Source organism: Legionella waltersii (genome assembly GCF_001468085.1).
GTDB lineage: Bacteria > Pseudomonadota > Gammaproteobacteria > Legionellales > Legionellaceae > Legionella > Legionella waltersii.
In genome coordinates, this window is sequence record NZ_LNZB01000060.1 from 429,769 (window position 1) to 445,986 (window position 16,218).

The window sequence follows — 16,218 nt, forward strand, 5'->3', positions numbered from 1 at the left end:
CTAGAACAACCGGATCTTTTGCTTCCCAAACTCATAGCGTTGGTTAGACTACCATCACCCGCTCTAATGCCCTTGGCAGGCTAATTTTTGCAAAGCTTGTCTACAATACTGTTAAAATCACAAGGTTTAGCAATGTAATAGCCTTGAACATTATGACAACCTTGTTTTTCGCAAAAAGTATAATGTTCCTTTGTTTCCACCCCCTCAACCGTAATTTCTGTATTGAGTGAATGGCAAATGTTTATGATGGAACAAATCAAATTCATCTCACGTGGATCCGAAAATATCGATCGTAAAAACTGCTTGTCTATCTTTACAGAATCAAAATGAAGATTTTGTAAGTAACTAAAACTTGAATACCCTATTCCAAAATCATCCAGGGCTGTGGTAACTCCTAATTCTTTTAATTGTTGAATAAAAAACTGGGCTTTATCTAAATCAAAAAGCAAATCTTCTGTAAATTCAAACTCTAATAACTCCGGTGGGCATTTTGTTTGACGTATGGTTTCCAATAATCGATCTATGTCCTCAGCTGTTTTCAATTGCTCTGCCGAAATATTGATTGAAAATCGTATGGGTTTGTCACAATGATCTAATAATTCCAGACGCTTTTGACAGGATTGCTCTAAAACCCATAAACCTATTTCGTTCATTAATCCTATTTCGTTCGCGAGCGGGATAAAGACATCTGGGCCTACTTGATCCCTCCATCGTAATAAAACTTCAACTTTTACCCAATCTTGCTGTTCTATATTGTAAATGGGTTGAAACACCAAATAAAAGTTATCGTTTATGATGGCGGACCTTAACTCTTCACTTAAGTACTGTTTGTGTGAGATTTTTTGTGAATACTCAGGAATATAGCGTTCATAAAATACAGTACCCTTTTTTTCCTTTGCTTTATACATCGCTATGTCAGCATAGGAAATCAATTTATCAATATTGATGCTGTCACAAGGGAAAAAACTAATGCCCATGCTGGTTGTTATTAGGTGCCTTTGACCATCGATTTTGATAGGGGATTGTACTTTTTTAATTATTTTATTAATCAACGGATCCACATCGGATTTGTATTGAAGGTTGGACAAAATGCAAATGAACTCATCCCCGCCAAGCCTCCCGACAACATCAATGGGTCTTATTGCCTTTTTCAATCGTTTGGCAAATTCAATCAACACATCATTTCCTACTTTATGTCCCAAACTATCGTTTATTAGTTTAAAATTATTAATGTCCATAAACACCAAAGCAAAAAGACGGTCTTTATTTTCATGACTATGAATGAACTCTTGGATTCTAGTATAAACCGTTCTTCGATTGGGTAATTGTGTTAAACTATCGGCCATACCCAGTTCATTCATTTCCTCTTGAATCTCGGTCTCGGTAATATCTTTAAAAATCCACACATAAGTAGAAGATGCCTGATCTTGGTAGGACAGCACACGTACCTCAAAAATGCCTCCTTTATTTTTCTGTATTTTAAAAGGAGCCAAAGACCTGCCATGAATAGGGAAGGGGAAATTCAAAGAAAAATAATTCGATCCAGTGATTTGTTGTTTTAAATGATCGACCAAATCAGTCATTTTCTCAAAGGCTCCGATCTCCAAGTCCCATTGGTTGGAGAACAGATTATTTACATGGTATTTCTGAGAATACTTTTCAATGTACAGAACGCCTGAATCCAATTTTTCCAGCAAAAAACTTAAATCACCTTTTAATTCTATTTCTTTGTTTACCATGTTCTGATTGAGTTTTCGAATTTCTTCAATGGATTGCATAATCTTGTTTTCAATTATTGATCTTTGATTGATGTTCTTCTTAATGGAGGCATTGAGTCGACCTATTTCTTGAACTTGTTGGGATTCAGTTTCAATGAGTTGAGAGTTTGTCTCTAAGCTGTCATAATATTTTTTTAATAAATTATGATACTGTATGGCCATATTGGATAAAAATAAAAACAAGGTGATTAAGCCTATGCCCTCATAGAAAAAAAGCTCTCCTTTTAATAAGATACTAAGTCCAAAAAAAGCCAAGGTAAAAAAACCGTATACTACGTAGAAAAAATGCAAATAAACCAAGAAGGTGGTAGCACCCGCAGTTACCCCAACAATAACCAATCCGATGAGTATGCAATTAATTTCGGGATGAAAATAAACAAAAATACTCAAAGCAAACCAAATAATCATCGAGCATAAATTACTAAGTATAAAAAGAGCTCTTTTATTCGCGATACTATTTTTTACAAAAAGTAGAATAATCCTTATGAACACCAATATTAAGGACAAAAAACACCAGTCGACCAAGGAGTCCTCAAAAATGAGCCATGTTAAGAGGACTGCAAAAAACTCAGAGGCAACGCTAAGGGGCAAAAGATCCAACCCCCTATTTAATAATGGAGAGTTATTGAAAGATGAACGAAAAAAAGCCGTATAGCTATTCATTCTTTCTCATCCTAGTCAGTTTATTCACTAAGGTAACAAGCTCATAAATGCTAAAGGGCTTTACTATATACTCGGTTACTCCAAAATTTAAAAACGATTGGATGTGATTTTCTTCAAGACTAGGAAGACATATTAAAGTGGGCATGTCGAGTTCAACAAAAAGACCCTCCAGGATAGTAATCGCCTGTTTAGACAGGGTATTTAAGTTAACCATAGCTATATCGGCTTTAGCATGTGTCGACTTGCAAGCGCATGCCTCCGATCCATAGGGAAATACTTCGTAACCTAAGGCGTGCAATACATTAGTAAAGAAAAACAGAGAGTCTTTATTAAAATCAATCAGTAGAATGGATTGTTTTTGACAATCAAGCTTGGGCAGGGCATTTTGCTGATCAGGAGTGCTCACTAAGCTTAATCCATAACGAAACAATGTACTTTGTAAATGCTGCATCCAGAATTCCCCCTCAATCCTTACCAACGGAACACCTAATTTGAGTGGTCCATTCTCGTCCGCCCTCCCCAAAGCAATCAATCCTAAGAAATCGGGTGTTAAATAACTGGATATTTCCAAAAGAACTTCTTTATGAATTCGTGATAAATCATCAAAATTCGTAATAATCAAATGGTATTCATCCTGCGTCAAGCGTCCATCTTTAATAAGCTGAACAGCCTCATCTGATGAAGAAGTGGCTTTAAATCGAAACAATTCTGTTAATCCATACTCTGTTAGAGATCCTAAAATGGACGATTTTGATTGTTCTAATACAAGGGCCTTTAATTTTACTAAAGAAGAATGATGGTTAAATCCATCCAGTTGGATAGAGAAATGAAGTCTAAAATCAATTGTAAAGTTACTTTTTTCGTTATTGATTATATAGTATTCAATAAAACGATAAATCGGACTCCTTTTTAAACAGTCCAATTTATAGGTAATGCGCTCATCAGGGAGTTCATCTTCTTGACTAAATTCTACAGAAAGGACTATTTTAGGCTGGGAACCGGCAGAAAAATGCACCGGTTTGAAGCTTACTTTCGTAATATCGGATGTAAAAAAAAACTGGATAAGCTCAGTAATGAGGTCATAAAAAAACTCAGAAAAAACATCGAGTTGTTCTTTTATTTTAACATCTACTGGACATTCTATAGTATTTAACTCATTTTTTAAGAAGTTATTTAATCCTTCCGTAAAATAAGGAATAAGGGCATTGAGATAAAATCCTTGTTTTTCTTGATCATCGTTATAAAATTTGTGTTGCATGAAGATTTCAGCTCCAGAGTCTTTTCGAAGCATATTATGAAATAAAAACAATTGAAGGCTCTGTAACTCAGGATTTGCATTGCATCTTAGTAATTCTTGAATGCTCAAAATTTTCTGGTTATTTGAGGCCATTATTTGGCTAATCTCATGAAGACTTTCTTTTTTTAATTGCAATTCCAGTAATAATTTACTGTACCTGGCGTTTTCTTTTAATTTTTCAATAAAAATTGGGCCAATGTCCTCAATAATAATCGCATATTCACTTAACTTATCATCAGTATAGATTGGTTTAATGCAATATTGGGTAATAAACTCTCTTTTGGGCGGACCCAAAGACACCAAGGCCCCTTCAGGACAATGGTAATTCGCTCCGCATTCAAAGTAATCGCTTAATCGCTCGAAATCAACGATCCGATTTTGGGAGTTATAAAATACAAAATGATCGGTTAGTGGGGTATTGACCAACTGACTCATCTCTTTATAAAATGTTGATATGGCTTGGTTATTTAAACTCTGAATACGCCATTGAGTATCAACACTAATGATACTGTCCTTGTTCATGCTATGTATTTTGTTGATTTCATACTGATATTTTGTATTTACTTTATTGATTTCATCTGAAGCGATATCTAAAGATCGCTCCATTGCATATCGGTATTCATCGTAATCTTCATAAGTATCCGATACCATTTTTAACAGTTTTTTCCACGACTCGTTTAAGCCATCAAAATCAAGGCCTATATCCTGTCGTTTAAGTTGATTCAGCAGAATATCATGTAATTTGGTCATCGTTTAACTCGTATAAGGTTGAGATAGTCATGGTCTGGTTGTGAAGCTTTGAATCGATCCCTTTTTTTTCACAAATTTCGCCATATGAATAAAAACCAATATCAATATGCTTATTCTCAAGGTACGAGGAGTGCATGGAGTTCAATTCATTAAAGGATCTTGCCCCTAAAACCATTCTTCTCCCAATACAAGAAATCATAATGCTTACAGAAGGCTCTATGGAATTGGAATTGCTTTGAACAAAGGCTTTTCTTGCTCCGTCAATTAATCCTTCATTAGTGCATCGCATCAAAGAAGCAAACCATCCTTGAGGAATTTCCCCAGCAAATATGATCGATTTATCGTCCTCATTGATGGCCAAAATGGTTCTTACTACGGGTAAGGATTCGGTGTTTTTCCTAATCGCCAATGGAAAGAGCAAGCCTGATGAGGGTAATTTGCTTGCAAGATGACCCAAGTAACGCTTATACACTTCTAAAGCTGGCTCAGCGTCTATCTCATAAAGGATATTTTTAGTGGACTTGGTGATTTTGCGTTCCAAACCAAACTTAACCCAACCTCCCTCACACCCCGAGGATACTTGTATACTATCACCGTACAAGCCTAAACAAAGGATCCCACTGTCATGAAAGCCGTTGTGGTATATCCAATTGCTGGTAAAATTCTCCCCATCTGCAGCTACGCCGCCAGAAATAGGGATCTCTCGTCCTGAGTTTTTTTTGAAACCTAAAATAAAATCATCTATGTTCATGTTAAAACCGCTACTTAACATAAAAACGTGCACTAAGTCTTTGTTGTACAATTTATCCGCCACGTGCTGACCGATTTGTACTAAATTTTTTTCACGGTAATCTGCAAGGGTTTCAATGAAAAACTGAGTCCTCTCAAATTGCATGACGACGTAAGTAAGGCTCTCATCATAAACCTCTCCGTTTAGTATTTCTCCAGCAGTAGAGCAACCAATGATTTGGGATTGGGGAAACGCTTGTTTCAGTTCTGCAATGATAGGAGCATCCTTAAGCATTTGAGAGCCAAAAAAGACTATAAGGGTTTGTTTTGAGTCCAATTGGGTATTGTGTTTATATTTCCAACCCAAATCGTGGAGGTATAGATTTTTCTCAATTTTCATTTTTCATCCGATCCATAAAGGTTTTAATGCTTCTCTTTTTCTAGACAAAAAAAGAAACTGTCTTTATATACATCGGCAACATACATCATTTGTTTAATTTTCTTTGGACTTTTTTAAAAAGCACTTATCTCTCCGCCGCAGTCACAATGTTCATTGTGAGCAACCTAGTCGTACCACATCAAGTGGAAAAATGCCAAAGTCGAGTTGCAAGCACTTTGCGAAATAGCAGGCTATATTTAGCAATAAGGTCTATACCTTTTCAAAATAGGTGATGAGCTGATGTCAAAAAATTACAAGTATAATAATCTAGAGGGCATTGAGCGTTTCGGAAGCGATATATCAACCCAATTAGATAGCCAGCTGCAAACACATCTTCCATCATCCATAGAGCATATCCCCTTGGAACATCATAAGAAAAGAGACAAGGACGAAGAATTGCTTGCAATGTTATTCAGTAATATACCCCTTTCTTTGTTGGGCGAGCTCATCGCTTCATTGATTTTTGTAAAAATAGTTCACATCACCGAAAATATTTTTATAGAAAAATGGCTTTATTTTGAAATCAGTGGGTTGTTTGTTCAGCTCTTGGTGGTCCTTATGTATTATAATAGAGACAACTTTTCTAAATTACCGTATCTGTATTATTACAAAATCAGTCTGGCCTTGACCTATATCAATATAGCCTGCTTGACTCTCTATACCTTCAACAACAATACCTTAATTATATCCCTTGGGATTGTCTATATCGCTTTGACTTCGGGCGGAAGCTTATTTCATTGTTACACAAAAAACACACATATTTTTTATATTGCATCGATTTTCATTCCCTACATATTCCTATGTTTGGCTCAAGGAGGAGAATTTATTTTTATTGGGATAGGTGCCTTAATTTATATGGTTGTATCGATGTACGCCTCCAATCTATTGTATTTCTATCTGGTCCAATCCCTTGAACTTTCTTTCATCAAACACAAACGGTTAAATAAAATTATGAGGTTTCGAGAGCTTCTAAATAGAAAACAGCGTTCATTAACTCTACAAAAGAACAAACAAATTAAACTGGAAAAAGAGTTACTTACTTTAAACGAAACCATGCTTGCCGGTCATCAATTGCTGTCGCAAAAAAAACAAGAAACACTAAACATACTCGATATAGCATACAACTCGATCAATGAAGTAGTCATCAAAACCAAAGAGACTGGAGAAATAATAAAGGTAAACGATTCTTTCTTTAAGTGTTTCCAATTGTCCCATCATGAAAACGTTCAAGACTTTGTAAGGTATTTTCATAGTATAGTACCTCAACATCATCCCCTTCACCGATTTTTTCCTTTTACACCACACTGCTTTGATGCTGATTTTTTATTGCAAACCTTGGACAATAAAACCTATGAAGTTCATTTAAAAATTACCCACAATAAGGAAAACATTTGGATAATCAACGAGATAACAGAAAAAATAGAACAAGCCACTTCAAAAGACCATCTTATGCATTATGATGAACTCACCTCTTTACCTAACCGCCATCACTTTTATAAAACCCTTCAAACCTATATTGAAGAATCAAAACAAAGCAATACACTGCTCGCTGTTATTTTCATTGATATTGATTATTTTAAAATGATAAACGACTCCTTAGGACATCAATACGGCAATCAATTACTCGTCTACTTCGGTAACTTATTGAGAAACACGCTAGATAACAAAGACTATATAGCCCGATTGAGTGGAGACGAGTTTATTTGTTTAATAAAAAACTTAACCTATAAATCGGACATTGATTCGACCATTGAAAAAATACAGAAGGCTTTAAAGAAAAAAGTGAACCTTGGTCCAAACACAATTAGCATTCAAGCAAGTTTTGGAGTCAGTTATTATCCTTGTGACAGTCAAAGCGAAAACGAACTGATTAGTCGTGCTGATAGTGCAATGTATCATGCAAAAAAAAAGAAAACCGAGTATTATGTTCGTTATCATCCTGACTTAACAAAAGAAAACAAACAAACCCACCAAATGGGTACGGAATTAAAAAATGCGTTTCATTCAAAATTACTCCATCTAGTCTATCAGCCTGTCTTTTCAGCCAATGCTAAAACAATAGAAAAATTAGAGGTGCTGATACGGTGGCGAGATGAAGCTCCCCCGAGTTCTTTTATCCCCATAGCAGAGCAACTAGGATTTTTTCATGAGATAAGTCTATGGTTAATGGAGGAAGCCTGTAAAGCTCGTATAACACTAGATAAGATATTGACATCCCCTTTAAAATTTACGATTAATTTATCGACGAGCCAAGTACAAAATCCAAAACACATGTTTCAGTTGATTGAAATTATGAATCATACGGGGTGCCGTCCTGAATGGATTGAGTTCGAAATCAAAGAGCAAGCTTTAAGTTATATGGAATATACCAAAATGTTAATCAGTATAGCCCAAAAACATGGAATTGCGCTATCTATAGACAATTTCGGAACTGGGATATCTAGTTTAAGCTTGTTAAAAAATATTCCGTTTGATACCTTAAAATTGGATAAGCAATTTATTCAACATGCTCATCATGAAAAAAAAGGGCAAAGTATTTTGGCATCTTTAATCCATCTGGCGCATCAAATGAACTCAAGGGTATGCATCTGTGGTATAGAAACCAAAGATCAATTGCGCCAAGCACAAAAAGAACATTGCCTTTTGCAAGGATTTTATTTATCTAAGCCCCTAGATTTTATTTCTTTATCTAAAATTATTGGTAAATCATAACAGTACTCAAAACAATTTGAAGAGGCAGCAAATCGCTACAAAAAACGCGTGAATTTTTAATTGAGTGTTCTGTCACAATGAAAGCCTTGACTAGAATAAATAGCCAGGCTTATTAAGCGGAAAGAACCTATCTGTTTTTCTTTAAATCAAAAAATAGAATCGTAGTTCTCGCTTCGATTCAACAGCTTTTTTAGGGTAAAAAATAGGTTCTTTGCATTAAATGCCAAAACAGCTATGATTTTAAGTAATGTTAATTGTAATGAACGAGGGATTTTATGCGCAATCTTAGGAGTGGATGTATTTTCTTGGTAAGTTTTTTTTCCTTAATTTTTAATTTACACGCCGCAAAAGCATTTGAAACACAAGCTTTGGGTGCAAATGGATACGATTTAGTGGCCTATCAAACAGACGACAAAGCAGTTCCCGGAAGCAGTGATTTTTTTAGTTTCAACAATGGGGTTACTTATTTATTTGCTACTCAATCCCATAAAGATTTATTTGATAAAAATCCGATGAAATATTTGCCTGCTTATGGTGGTTATTGTGCGATGGCAATGACACTGGGAAAAAAACATCCCACTGATCCTCAAGCCTTTCTGGTTGTCGATGGAAAATTATATCTCAATAAGGCAAAAGTAAGAGACAAATGGTTGCAAGACATACCAGGTCATATTAAAAAAGCAGATGCCATTTGGGAAAAAATAAAAGATACTGATCCTGCAAAACTTTAATGAGAATAATAGGGATGCTTCCTTACAGGCCCCTTTTATGAATCACGATAAATGAATAGGGAAGAGAACTATGGCCTTAAATTTTGATGCTATTATCTTGGGTGGTGGAAAGGGTGGAAAGACACTTGCCATGTATTTAGCTCGAGCAAACCAACGAGTGGCGATGATCGAGGATAACCAAATTGGTGGAACCTGTATCAATGTTGCTTGCATCCCAACGAAAACCCTTGTCCAATCTGCCAAGGTTGCTCATTATATTCATAATGCTCAAAACTATGGTTTAGAGGCTTCTCTCAAACCAATCGATTTTAAAGCAATTCGATCTCATAAAACCGCGGTGGTACAAGCCATGCGTGAGGCCAATAGGAAACAGTTTTTGGATTCAGGGATGGATCTGATGCTTGGTCGAGGGTATTTTATCGGTCCCAAACAACTCGAGGTGGAGCTATCAACTCCTCGTGACGGACAAAAAAAACTACAACTTACTGCAGACAAAATCATTATCAATACAGGTGCTCTGCCATTTATTCCATCAATTAGCGGTATTCATGAAGTGAGTTATCTGACCAATGATACCTTAATGGAGTTGGACAAGGTCCCAGAGCATTTATTGATTATGGGTGGTGGTTACATTGGACTAGAGTTTGCGCAACTATTTCGCCGATTAGGTGCTAAAGTAACGGTGATAGAAGCGAGTCCTGATTTTCTGAATCGCGAAGATCCAGACATCGCCGCGGAGGTGTTACAAACTCTGCGAGATGAAGGGATAGACGTGCTTCTGAACACGCAAGTGAAAGCAGCACAGAATGAAGGCAGTAATGTCATGCTTACATTACAACAGCCGAGTGGAGTAAAAAAAATTCTTGGCACGGACCTTTTGGTATCAGTGGGTCGAGTGGCAAATACAAGGGGTTTACAGCTAGATAGAGCTGGGGTACAGCTTGATGATCGCGGTTTCATTAAAGTCAATGAATACCTTGAAACAACTGCTGAGGGCATATGGGCATTAGGTGATGTCAAAGGTGGGGCTCAATTTACCCATTTATCATGGGATGACTTCCGTATTTTAAAACATAATTTATCCAACCCAAATCATAAAGTATCAGCGCAAGGACGATTGATTCCGTACACGGTTTTTCTTGATCCGGAATTAGCTCGGATTGGTTTATCGGAGTCACAGGCAAATGAGCAGGGCTATACCGTCAAAATAGCTAAGATTCCTGCGGCTATGATTCCTCGTGCGAGAACACAAGGTGAAACAAAAGGGGTATTGAAGGCAGTGATTGATGCAAAGACTGGCTTGATATTAGGAGCTACCATTTTTTGTGCCGAAGGAGGAGAAATATTGGGTGTCATTCAATTGGCGATGGAATTTGATATTCCCTACACAAAATTAGCCAATATCATGTTTGCCCATCCGACCATGGCAGAAGCTATCAACTTGTGGTTGGTATAGGAAAATACGACTTCAACCATTAAACGCACTTTTTCATGCTCATTTTTCATTAAGCAACATTAAAGATTGATTATTTTTTAACTTCAATGTCAAATACAAGCCAAGAACTATAGGCGGGAATAATTCAATGAAGGTTAAAAGTAACAACGTTTCATATCAAATTCCTTTTAAAAGAGCGATTTGCGAAGGTGATTCGAAGTCCGTTAAAAATCTATTAACAGCAAAAAAAGTCAATGTGGATGAACGATTTCAGGAATACGGCGATGAACTAAGAAATTCCACCCCTGTTTTTCTTGCGATTCAATTTGGGCAATCCGGTGTCTTAAAAGAGTTAATTGCAAATGGCGCATCCATCTCTAAACGAATGATAGATCCAATGCTTAACTTGAGTATTACTCCATTGCTTGCAGCAATTATGCGGGAACAAGATGAGTTAGCTGATATTCTTATCGACTCTAGTAACATAGAGGAACTTAACTGGATTAGTGACGAAGTCCTTCCATCTACAAATTATAAAATGAATGCTTTGTATGCTGCTGTTTTTTATAAACGCATCAATGTAGTTAAAAAATTACTCTCAAAAGGTGTGGACGTAAATGGTGAATCGGCAGATCCTCTATATGCTGCCATTCTGGTGAACGATGAGGTGTTAATCACTTTGTTACTCACTCATGGCGTAAAAATTTCGGCTTCTAATTGCAACGATCTATATAAACTTCTTCAGCAAGAGACTACTACTGATAAGAATAGAGAAAAACAACTAATTATTCTATCAAGCTTGCTGAAGGAAATTGAAAACCAAAAGTTAAACAATAATGAGGCATTTCAGTTTAGCTGGGAGAACGATGCCAAAATACGCTTGCAAAAACTACTTGATCAGCGCAATACAATTAAAGCATGCATTGATCGATCTATAAATCCTGAAGGGAAATTGCCCAGTAATCCACTGGGTATTTCTAGAGCTATTTATGACTATTTAAGTTTTTTCCCAGGGGAAAACCCAGCTCCAGATGAAAAACAGGTGGTGAAAGAACAAGCGGGGGATTTGAATTTTTGGAATTCAATTTATCCACTATTGTGAGAGAGAAGATTTTATAATCGTTAGAGCAATTGTTTGGAAATCCATTGATGGTAAAGGTCAATGGATTGTTTAGCCGCCCATGTAAAATTGAAAATAAGTTTATTGTTGACTTGTTAACGTTTGGTTGGGGGACAATTTGGCCACAGCATGATCTTTTTTTTCTGTTTTAAAAATGCCAATTTTGCTTGTTGTCAGGGCTATTTGATGAAATAGTTGGTTTTGTATATAAGCACGTACTCTCATTTCAAAATGCCCGAAAATTCCATCAGCCGCTAAGGCACTTACTTTAGAGCCAAATCCACTCTCACTCCCTTCCACTTTATCAAAAGCAAATTCTGGATGAGCTTGGGTCATGCAGATGTTTTGGTCTAAATTTTCTCCCACCGTGTCAATGCATAAATCATTCACTTTAATTGATGCAGTACCTTTAAGCCCACATGCTGCATCTAAATTATAACCTTGATGATGCACATAAATGACCTTTAAAGCCTCTCGTCGACTGTTTGCATTTAATCTATGTTGAGTGGAAAAGAGGGCAACATCTGCAGATATTGCTTTAGGAGCAAAGCACTCTACAAGAAATCCTGCTCTTTTTGGATCACCCAAATCTTGATACATACTAGCTCCGTATGAAGCAGCAATAACCTGTGATCCTCGGCAAATTCCGCATAAGGGTTTGGGTTTAGAGGCGCTCTGCTGTATATAAACCAAGCTAAATTCCAAGGCATCACGTCTTGCATCGAAAAGTTCCGAATTCGGATATTTAGGCAGTTGGGTTTTAGGATCCAATGGTTTACCATAAAAGCGTGGGTCAATATCCTGACCACCGGGGATTAATACACCATCAACTTGTTCAAACATAGACTGTGCATAAGCATATATTGCTGACATCTGAGGAAACTTTTGTTGATCTTTGGAATGAAGCTCTCTCATCAATTTAATCATTAACATAGGAAAACCAATTTGTACTGTTTTCCAGTACTCTGGGAAAGCTTGAAAAATTTCAAGGGCTGATAATTGAGTATTTTGTGCAGAAAATTTAACAAATGCCGCGTTTTTTAATTGTTGTATCTCTGCCTCAGCTAATTGACTTAGTTCAGCAACTTCGGCATCTAAAACCTTTTCATTGACAGGAGGGCAATAATCCATATTTATAGGATTTAGTTGGCGTTCTCGCAACATTTTTTCAGCTAACGTTGCGGCTATGCCAGGTGCACTATTATTCCATGAAACCAGGATAGTCGGCTGTTTCTTATCAACAATGATTTGATCAAATTTGATTGTTTTATCGGTAAGCAACTCTCTTACCCGGAGCCTATCAGTAGCTTGCATGGTAATGTCTGAGGCTTTAGCTCCACCCACAATAGTTATATAGCTCATTGGACAATTCTGCCAAATCACAAAATCGAGTGTGCCCAAATTATTCAAAGAGCACAGTGACATTGGACATTCTTTAAAGGTAATATTTTGTAAATGACTGTAATCAAAACTAGTCCCTTTAAATTTAGTAGAACTAAAAATTAGATTGTCCATTTGTGCATTGTTAACAACAGTATCATTCAAACTGCAGTTTTCTATTTTTAGATTTTCAAAAATTCCTCCACTTAAGTCACAGGTGTCGAAATTACAATTTTTTATGGAAGTAAGTCCAGTAAAATCCAAATCAGTAAAGAGTGAAGTTCTACGTAACACTTGAGTCACAGTTACGATACTTCCATCAGCATTTTTTACTGGAGTCTGAGTTACGGCTTTTTGAGTTACGGAAAATTTAAGATTGTCCAGTGTTGGCAAGAATCCATTGGCTTTTAAAAATTCAGCCAAAGACAGTTTTTTATCTTTACTTAGACCCTTTTTTTGCTGAGCTAATGGATCGAGTAATTTTTCAAATTCCTCTTGGGTAATCTGTTTCAATACTGGCTCCAACATATAGGATTATTCATTTTTAGACAATCGAAACGCTATAAGGCAGATTTAAGTTGAATCACTACGAATAGATTTCAAAGCCATTAGCAGCTCATTAAGCAAATATAATACTACATGTCCAACATTAGATCTACATGTATTTTATGTGCGTGGATAAATTTATTTAAGCTCGAGGGGCTCAATAAATGGTCGTCATGAGTTAAATATGGTGTTCTCTTTGCAGATAATTAGTTCATTGTTTGAAAGCTTTATATCCAGATGATTGTGACTAAATTAACTGCCGAATCAAGTGTAGGTCGTGTTCCTCGTCCGGCCTTTCCTATTCGTTTTGCGCATGACAATCAAAACTCTTGCCCTTACTTTTATTCACTAATAGATAAAAAATTTGCTCCTTCTCGGCCAGCCTTATTAACTCGGGACAATCCACAAGCATCCCCAACACTAACAAATTTTCAGGACTTACGAAAAACCCCAATCTCTTTGTTAAAAGAACTTTTTAATTCGGTCATTTAGTCCATCTAAACTCCCTCATTAAAAAGTTCTTTTGCCTCGACCTTGGGGTTTTTCGTAAGTCCTGATTTTCCAACCCCAAAGAATAGCGCTGTTAAAGGAAGTTTAGCTCGCAAAACACCCTGTGTAGAGTGTTCTATAAAATGGCGTGCTTTTGCATGTTCAAAACGTTTAGTAAGTTCAGACAAATGGTTTATAAAGCCTTGATCTGTAAAATGATGAACACAGTAAGAAGAATGTTCTTCAGAAATTAGATGTTTGTTAAATTGTTCAATAAACTCAGCATTAAATCCATAATACTGTGCTTTCTTGCTAAATTGTGTTTTCAATGCTTTCTTAACCATCATACCACTAATGGTTGAATTTTTATTCAGATATCTTCCTGAAGGTCCTTCGCAGCATAAACAGCCATTTTGGACATCCCAAACGCATTGGAAGCGCTCCTTATCTGTTTCTACAAGAGGAGCATGTACCTGATTTAAAAAATGAGCAATCTCCATGAGCTGTATCATTCTTTTTATTGACGCAGCGGAAATTGTTTTTAGATCATTTTCTGATGGTTGGGCTGACTTCGAAGTTAAGCTCATTTAGCTTGGCTTCAAGCGTTTTTGTCCAAGTTCTTAATCCTTTGCAAGTTTCTATAGCGCTCACTTTGAAGAAATTATCCGTTAAACCAGTTTCCTTTAATTTTTCTTTTAAGGGTTGGTCGATGCCTGCAATAATACAGCGTTTGACACTTGAGACACAATTATTGAGGATGAATGAGTAACTTTGGTTTCGTTCTTGAAGAATTGCTTGCAATACCAGCTCATCATCTAAAGCGTAAGTTAAGCCACTGCTTTTAGAAGGCAAACTAATGCTGTATTCAGGATGGCGACCTTGCGTTGTATGGCGGCTTTTTAAAAATTGCTCTTTTCGAGCCAATAACTCCACTTTTTCTACCCATTCTTTCCTTAATTTTGCTGCATCCTCTGGACTTCGTCCGGAAATTTTTTGGTGTGCATTGCTCAGTAAACGTTGTGCATATTCAATTTCAACATCAATTTGTTTGATACTGGATTCAATTTTTCTGAGCGCTTCTTGATACCCTTGTTCCAAGAGCTCACTCTCTTGATGGAGTATCTGTTGTTTAGACTCCAATTGTCGTTTGTTTTCTTCTAATGCTTTGAATTGGCCATTAATTTCTTGAAGTTGCATCTGAGTGTTTTTATCGGGATAGCTGATTTTAGAAAGGTAATTCCTGGTGCGAGTTAGGGCGGTTTGTTTTTTACCGTTTTCAAGAAGTTGGTTAGAGGTGCGAACCTGCTCTTGTTTAATCTTCTGCAGTTTGTCTTTATGATCTTTGGAAATACCCTGTTGATTTAGTAGTAATTCAGACTTTTCAGTTTGGGATTTTTTGAGATTGCCTTCCCATACTGGAAGGGACTCTAGAGCAGATTCTAAATCAGAGAGTTCAACGCAAAGGTCAATATTTTTTAATTTTTCATCATTTATCGATTGCTTACTGAATTTGCCATGCTCAATAATCATTGGTTCTGTCAAGGTTTCCTCTCGACACATGTCGATCTCATGCTTACCAAAATCGGGTTCAGCTTGTCCACCTTTGCTGATATGAATCAGTTTTCCAAAATCCTTAAACAGTTGTTTAATGGAAGGTTTGTTCTTGGGCCAAAAACTTTGTGTGTACAAATTACTTTTCACAACAGCAGGCGCTAAATGAGAGTCTTGTGGATTTTGCGGTTTAACGGGTGTAGGAACTATTTTTAACGTTTTTTTAGGAACTAGACTTTCAAACTGGGATCCGGTTTCTTCAAATTTAGGGGAACGTTCATCAATTTCAACCAATAGATTGCAATGACCAACGTTCTCTCCCTCATCTTCAGAGGCTAACAAAGGTCCAAAAATACCATGTTTTACTCGTTTATTGAATACCTTAGCAGTTGATAACCAAATGTTAACTTCGATCATTAATTAAACTCCAATCGAATCATGTTGATAAATGAATGAATCTTAACAGATTGAACTTAAGTGAATATTAAACTTTAAAAAGAAATTTACGTATCGAATTGCCTCAAATTATCTGTTGCCGAAGAAGTATCAAAATAAGTATGTAAATTGCATCGTTGCCTCAATATCACTGTTGCCGAAG

General features: G+C 36.4%; 10 protein-coding genes. 4 read left to right on the plus strand and 6 right to left on the minus strand.

Annotated features, from left to right (window positions below; all coding sequences use genetic code 11):
- Positions 1-80: 80 nt before the first annotated feature.
- The 3 genes from Lwal_RS15095 to Lwal_RS15105 are packed head-to-tail and all read right to left on the minus strand — an operon-like array spanning position 81 to position 5,617.
- A complete protein-coding gene (locus Lwal_RS15095) occupies positions 81-2,441 on the minus strand; it encodes a putative bifunctional diguanylate cyclase/phosphodiesterase (RefSeq protein WP_058481625.1) in 2,361 nt (786 codons plus the stop codon).
- Positions 2,434-4,488, minus strand: a complete 2,055-nt coding sequence (locus tag Lwal_RS15100) for a response regulator (RefSeq protein WP_058481626.1) — start codon at positions 4,486-4,488, stop codon at positions 2,434-2,436. The genes Lwal_RS15095 and Lwal_RS15100 overlap by 8 nt, the downstream gene beginning before the upstream one ends.
- On the minus strand, positions 4,472-5,617 hold the full coding sequence (locus tag Lwal_RS15105; RefSeq protein ID WP_058481627.1) for an FIST signal transduction protein: 1,146 nt from the start codon (positions 5,615-5,617) through the stop codon (positions 4,472-4,474). The genes Lwal_RS15100 and Lwal_RS15105 overlap by 17 nt, the downstream gene beginning before the upstream one ends.
- A gap of 279 nt (positions 5,618-5,896) precedes the next feature.
- On the opposite strand from Lwal_RS15105, the gene Lwal_RS15110 reads away from it, so the two are divergent.
- The 4 genes from Lwal_RS15110 (at position 5,897) to Lwal_RS15125 (ending at position 11,636) form a co-directional block, all read left to right on the plus strand.
- Complete coding sequence (locus Lwal_RS15110) at positions 5,897-8,368, plus strand: putative bifunctional diguanylate cyclase/phosphodiesterase (protein WP_058481628.1); 2,472 nt, start codon at positions 5,897-5,899, stop codon at positions 8,366-8,368.
- Positions 8,369-8,643: 275 nt separating this feature from the next.
- The gene (locus Lwal_RS15115; protein ID WP_058481629.1) at positions 8,644-9,099 is read left to right on the plus strand and encodes a YHS domain-containing (seleno)protein; all 456 of its coding nucleotides are present in this window, start codon (positions 8,644-8,646) and stop codon (positions 9,097-9,099) included.
- A gap of 70 nt (positions 9,100-9,169) precedes the next feature.
- A complete protein-coding gene (locus Lwal_RS15120; RefSeq protein ID WP_058481630.1) occupies positions 9,170-10,555 on the plus strand; it encodes a mercuric reductase in 1,386 nt (461 codons plus the stop codon).
- A 127-nt stretch (positions 10,556-10,682) separates the two neighbouring features.
- Entirely contained in the window at positions 10,683-11,636 is a 954-nt protein-coding gene (locus tag Lwal_RS15125) for an ankyrin repeat domain-containing protein (protein WP_058481631.1), read from the plus strand.
- A 99-nt stretch (positions 11,637-11,735) separates the two neighbouring features.
- On the opposite strand, the gene Lwal_RS15130 is transcribed toward Lwal_RS15125, so the two are convergent.
- The 3 genes from Lwal_RS15130 to Lwal_RS15145 all read right to left on the minus strand — a co-directional run bounded on the left by Lwal_RS15130 (position 11,736) and on the right by Lwal_RS15145 (position 16,037).
- Positions 11,736-13,547, minus strand: a complete 1,812-nt coding sequence (locus Lwal_RS15130) for a gamma-glutamyl-gamma-aminobutyrate hydrolase family protein (protein ID WP_162264107.1) — start codon at positions 13,545-13,547, stop codon at positions 11,736-11,738.
- A gap of 530 nt (positions 13,548-14,077) precedes the next feature.
- The gene (locus Lwal_RS15140) at positions 14,078-14,656 is read right to left on the minus strand and encodes a hypothetical protein (protein WP_133141261.1); all 579 of its coding nucleotides are present in this window, start codon (positions 14,654-14,656) and stop codon (positions 14,078-14,080) included.
- Positions 14,616-16,037 carry a hypothetical protein gene (locus tag Lwal_RS15145; protein WP_058481635.1) on the minus strand — a complete coding sequence of 474 codons (1,422 nt, stop codon included), beginning with the start codon at positions 16,035-16,037 and terminating at the stop codon, positions 14,616-14,618. Before Lwal_RS15145 ends, Lwal_RS15140 begins: the two co-directional genes overlap by 41 nt.
- Between the last annotated feature and the right edge of the window lie 181 nt (positions 16,038-16,218).

Coding starts and splice junctions, on each gene's coding strand:
- Lwal_RS15115 (WP_058481629.1), top strand. CDS start 8,644: ATGCGCAATCTTAGGAGTGGATGTATTTTCTTGGTAAGTTTTTTTTCC.
- Lwal_RS15145 (WP_058481635.1), bottom strand. CDS start 16,037: ATGATCGAAGTTAACATTTGGTTATCAACTGCTAAGGTATTCAATAAA.
- Lwal_RS15105 (WP_058481627.1), bottom strand. CDS start 5,617: ATGAAAATTGAGAAAAATCTATACCTCCACGATTTGGGTTGGAAATAT.
- Lwal_RS15095 (WP_058481625.1), bottom strand. CDS start 2,441: ATGAATAGCTATACGGCTTTTTTTCGTTCATCTTTCAATAACTCTCCA.
- Lwal_RS15100 (WP_058481626.1), bottom strand. CDS start 4,488: ATGACCAAATTACATGATATTCTGCTGAATCAACTTAAACGACAGGAT.
- Lwal_RS15120 (WP_058481630.1), top strand. CDS start 9,170: ATGGCCTTAAATTTTGATGCTATTATCTTGGGTGGTGGAAAGGGTGGA.
- Lwal_RS15110 (WP_058481628.1), top strand. CDS start 5,897: ATGTCAAAAAATTACAAGTATAATAATCTAGAGGGCATTGAGCGTTTC.
- Lwal_RS15140 (WP_133141261.1), bottom strand. CDS start 14,656: ATGAGCTTAACTTCGAAGTCAGCCCAACCATCAGAAAATGATCTAAAA.
- Lwal_RS15125 (WP_058481631.1), top strand. CDS start 10,683: ATGAAGGTTAAAAGTAACAACGTTTCATATCAAATTCCTTTTAAAAGA.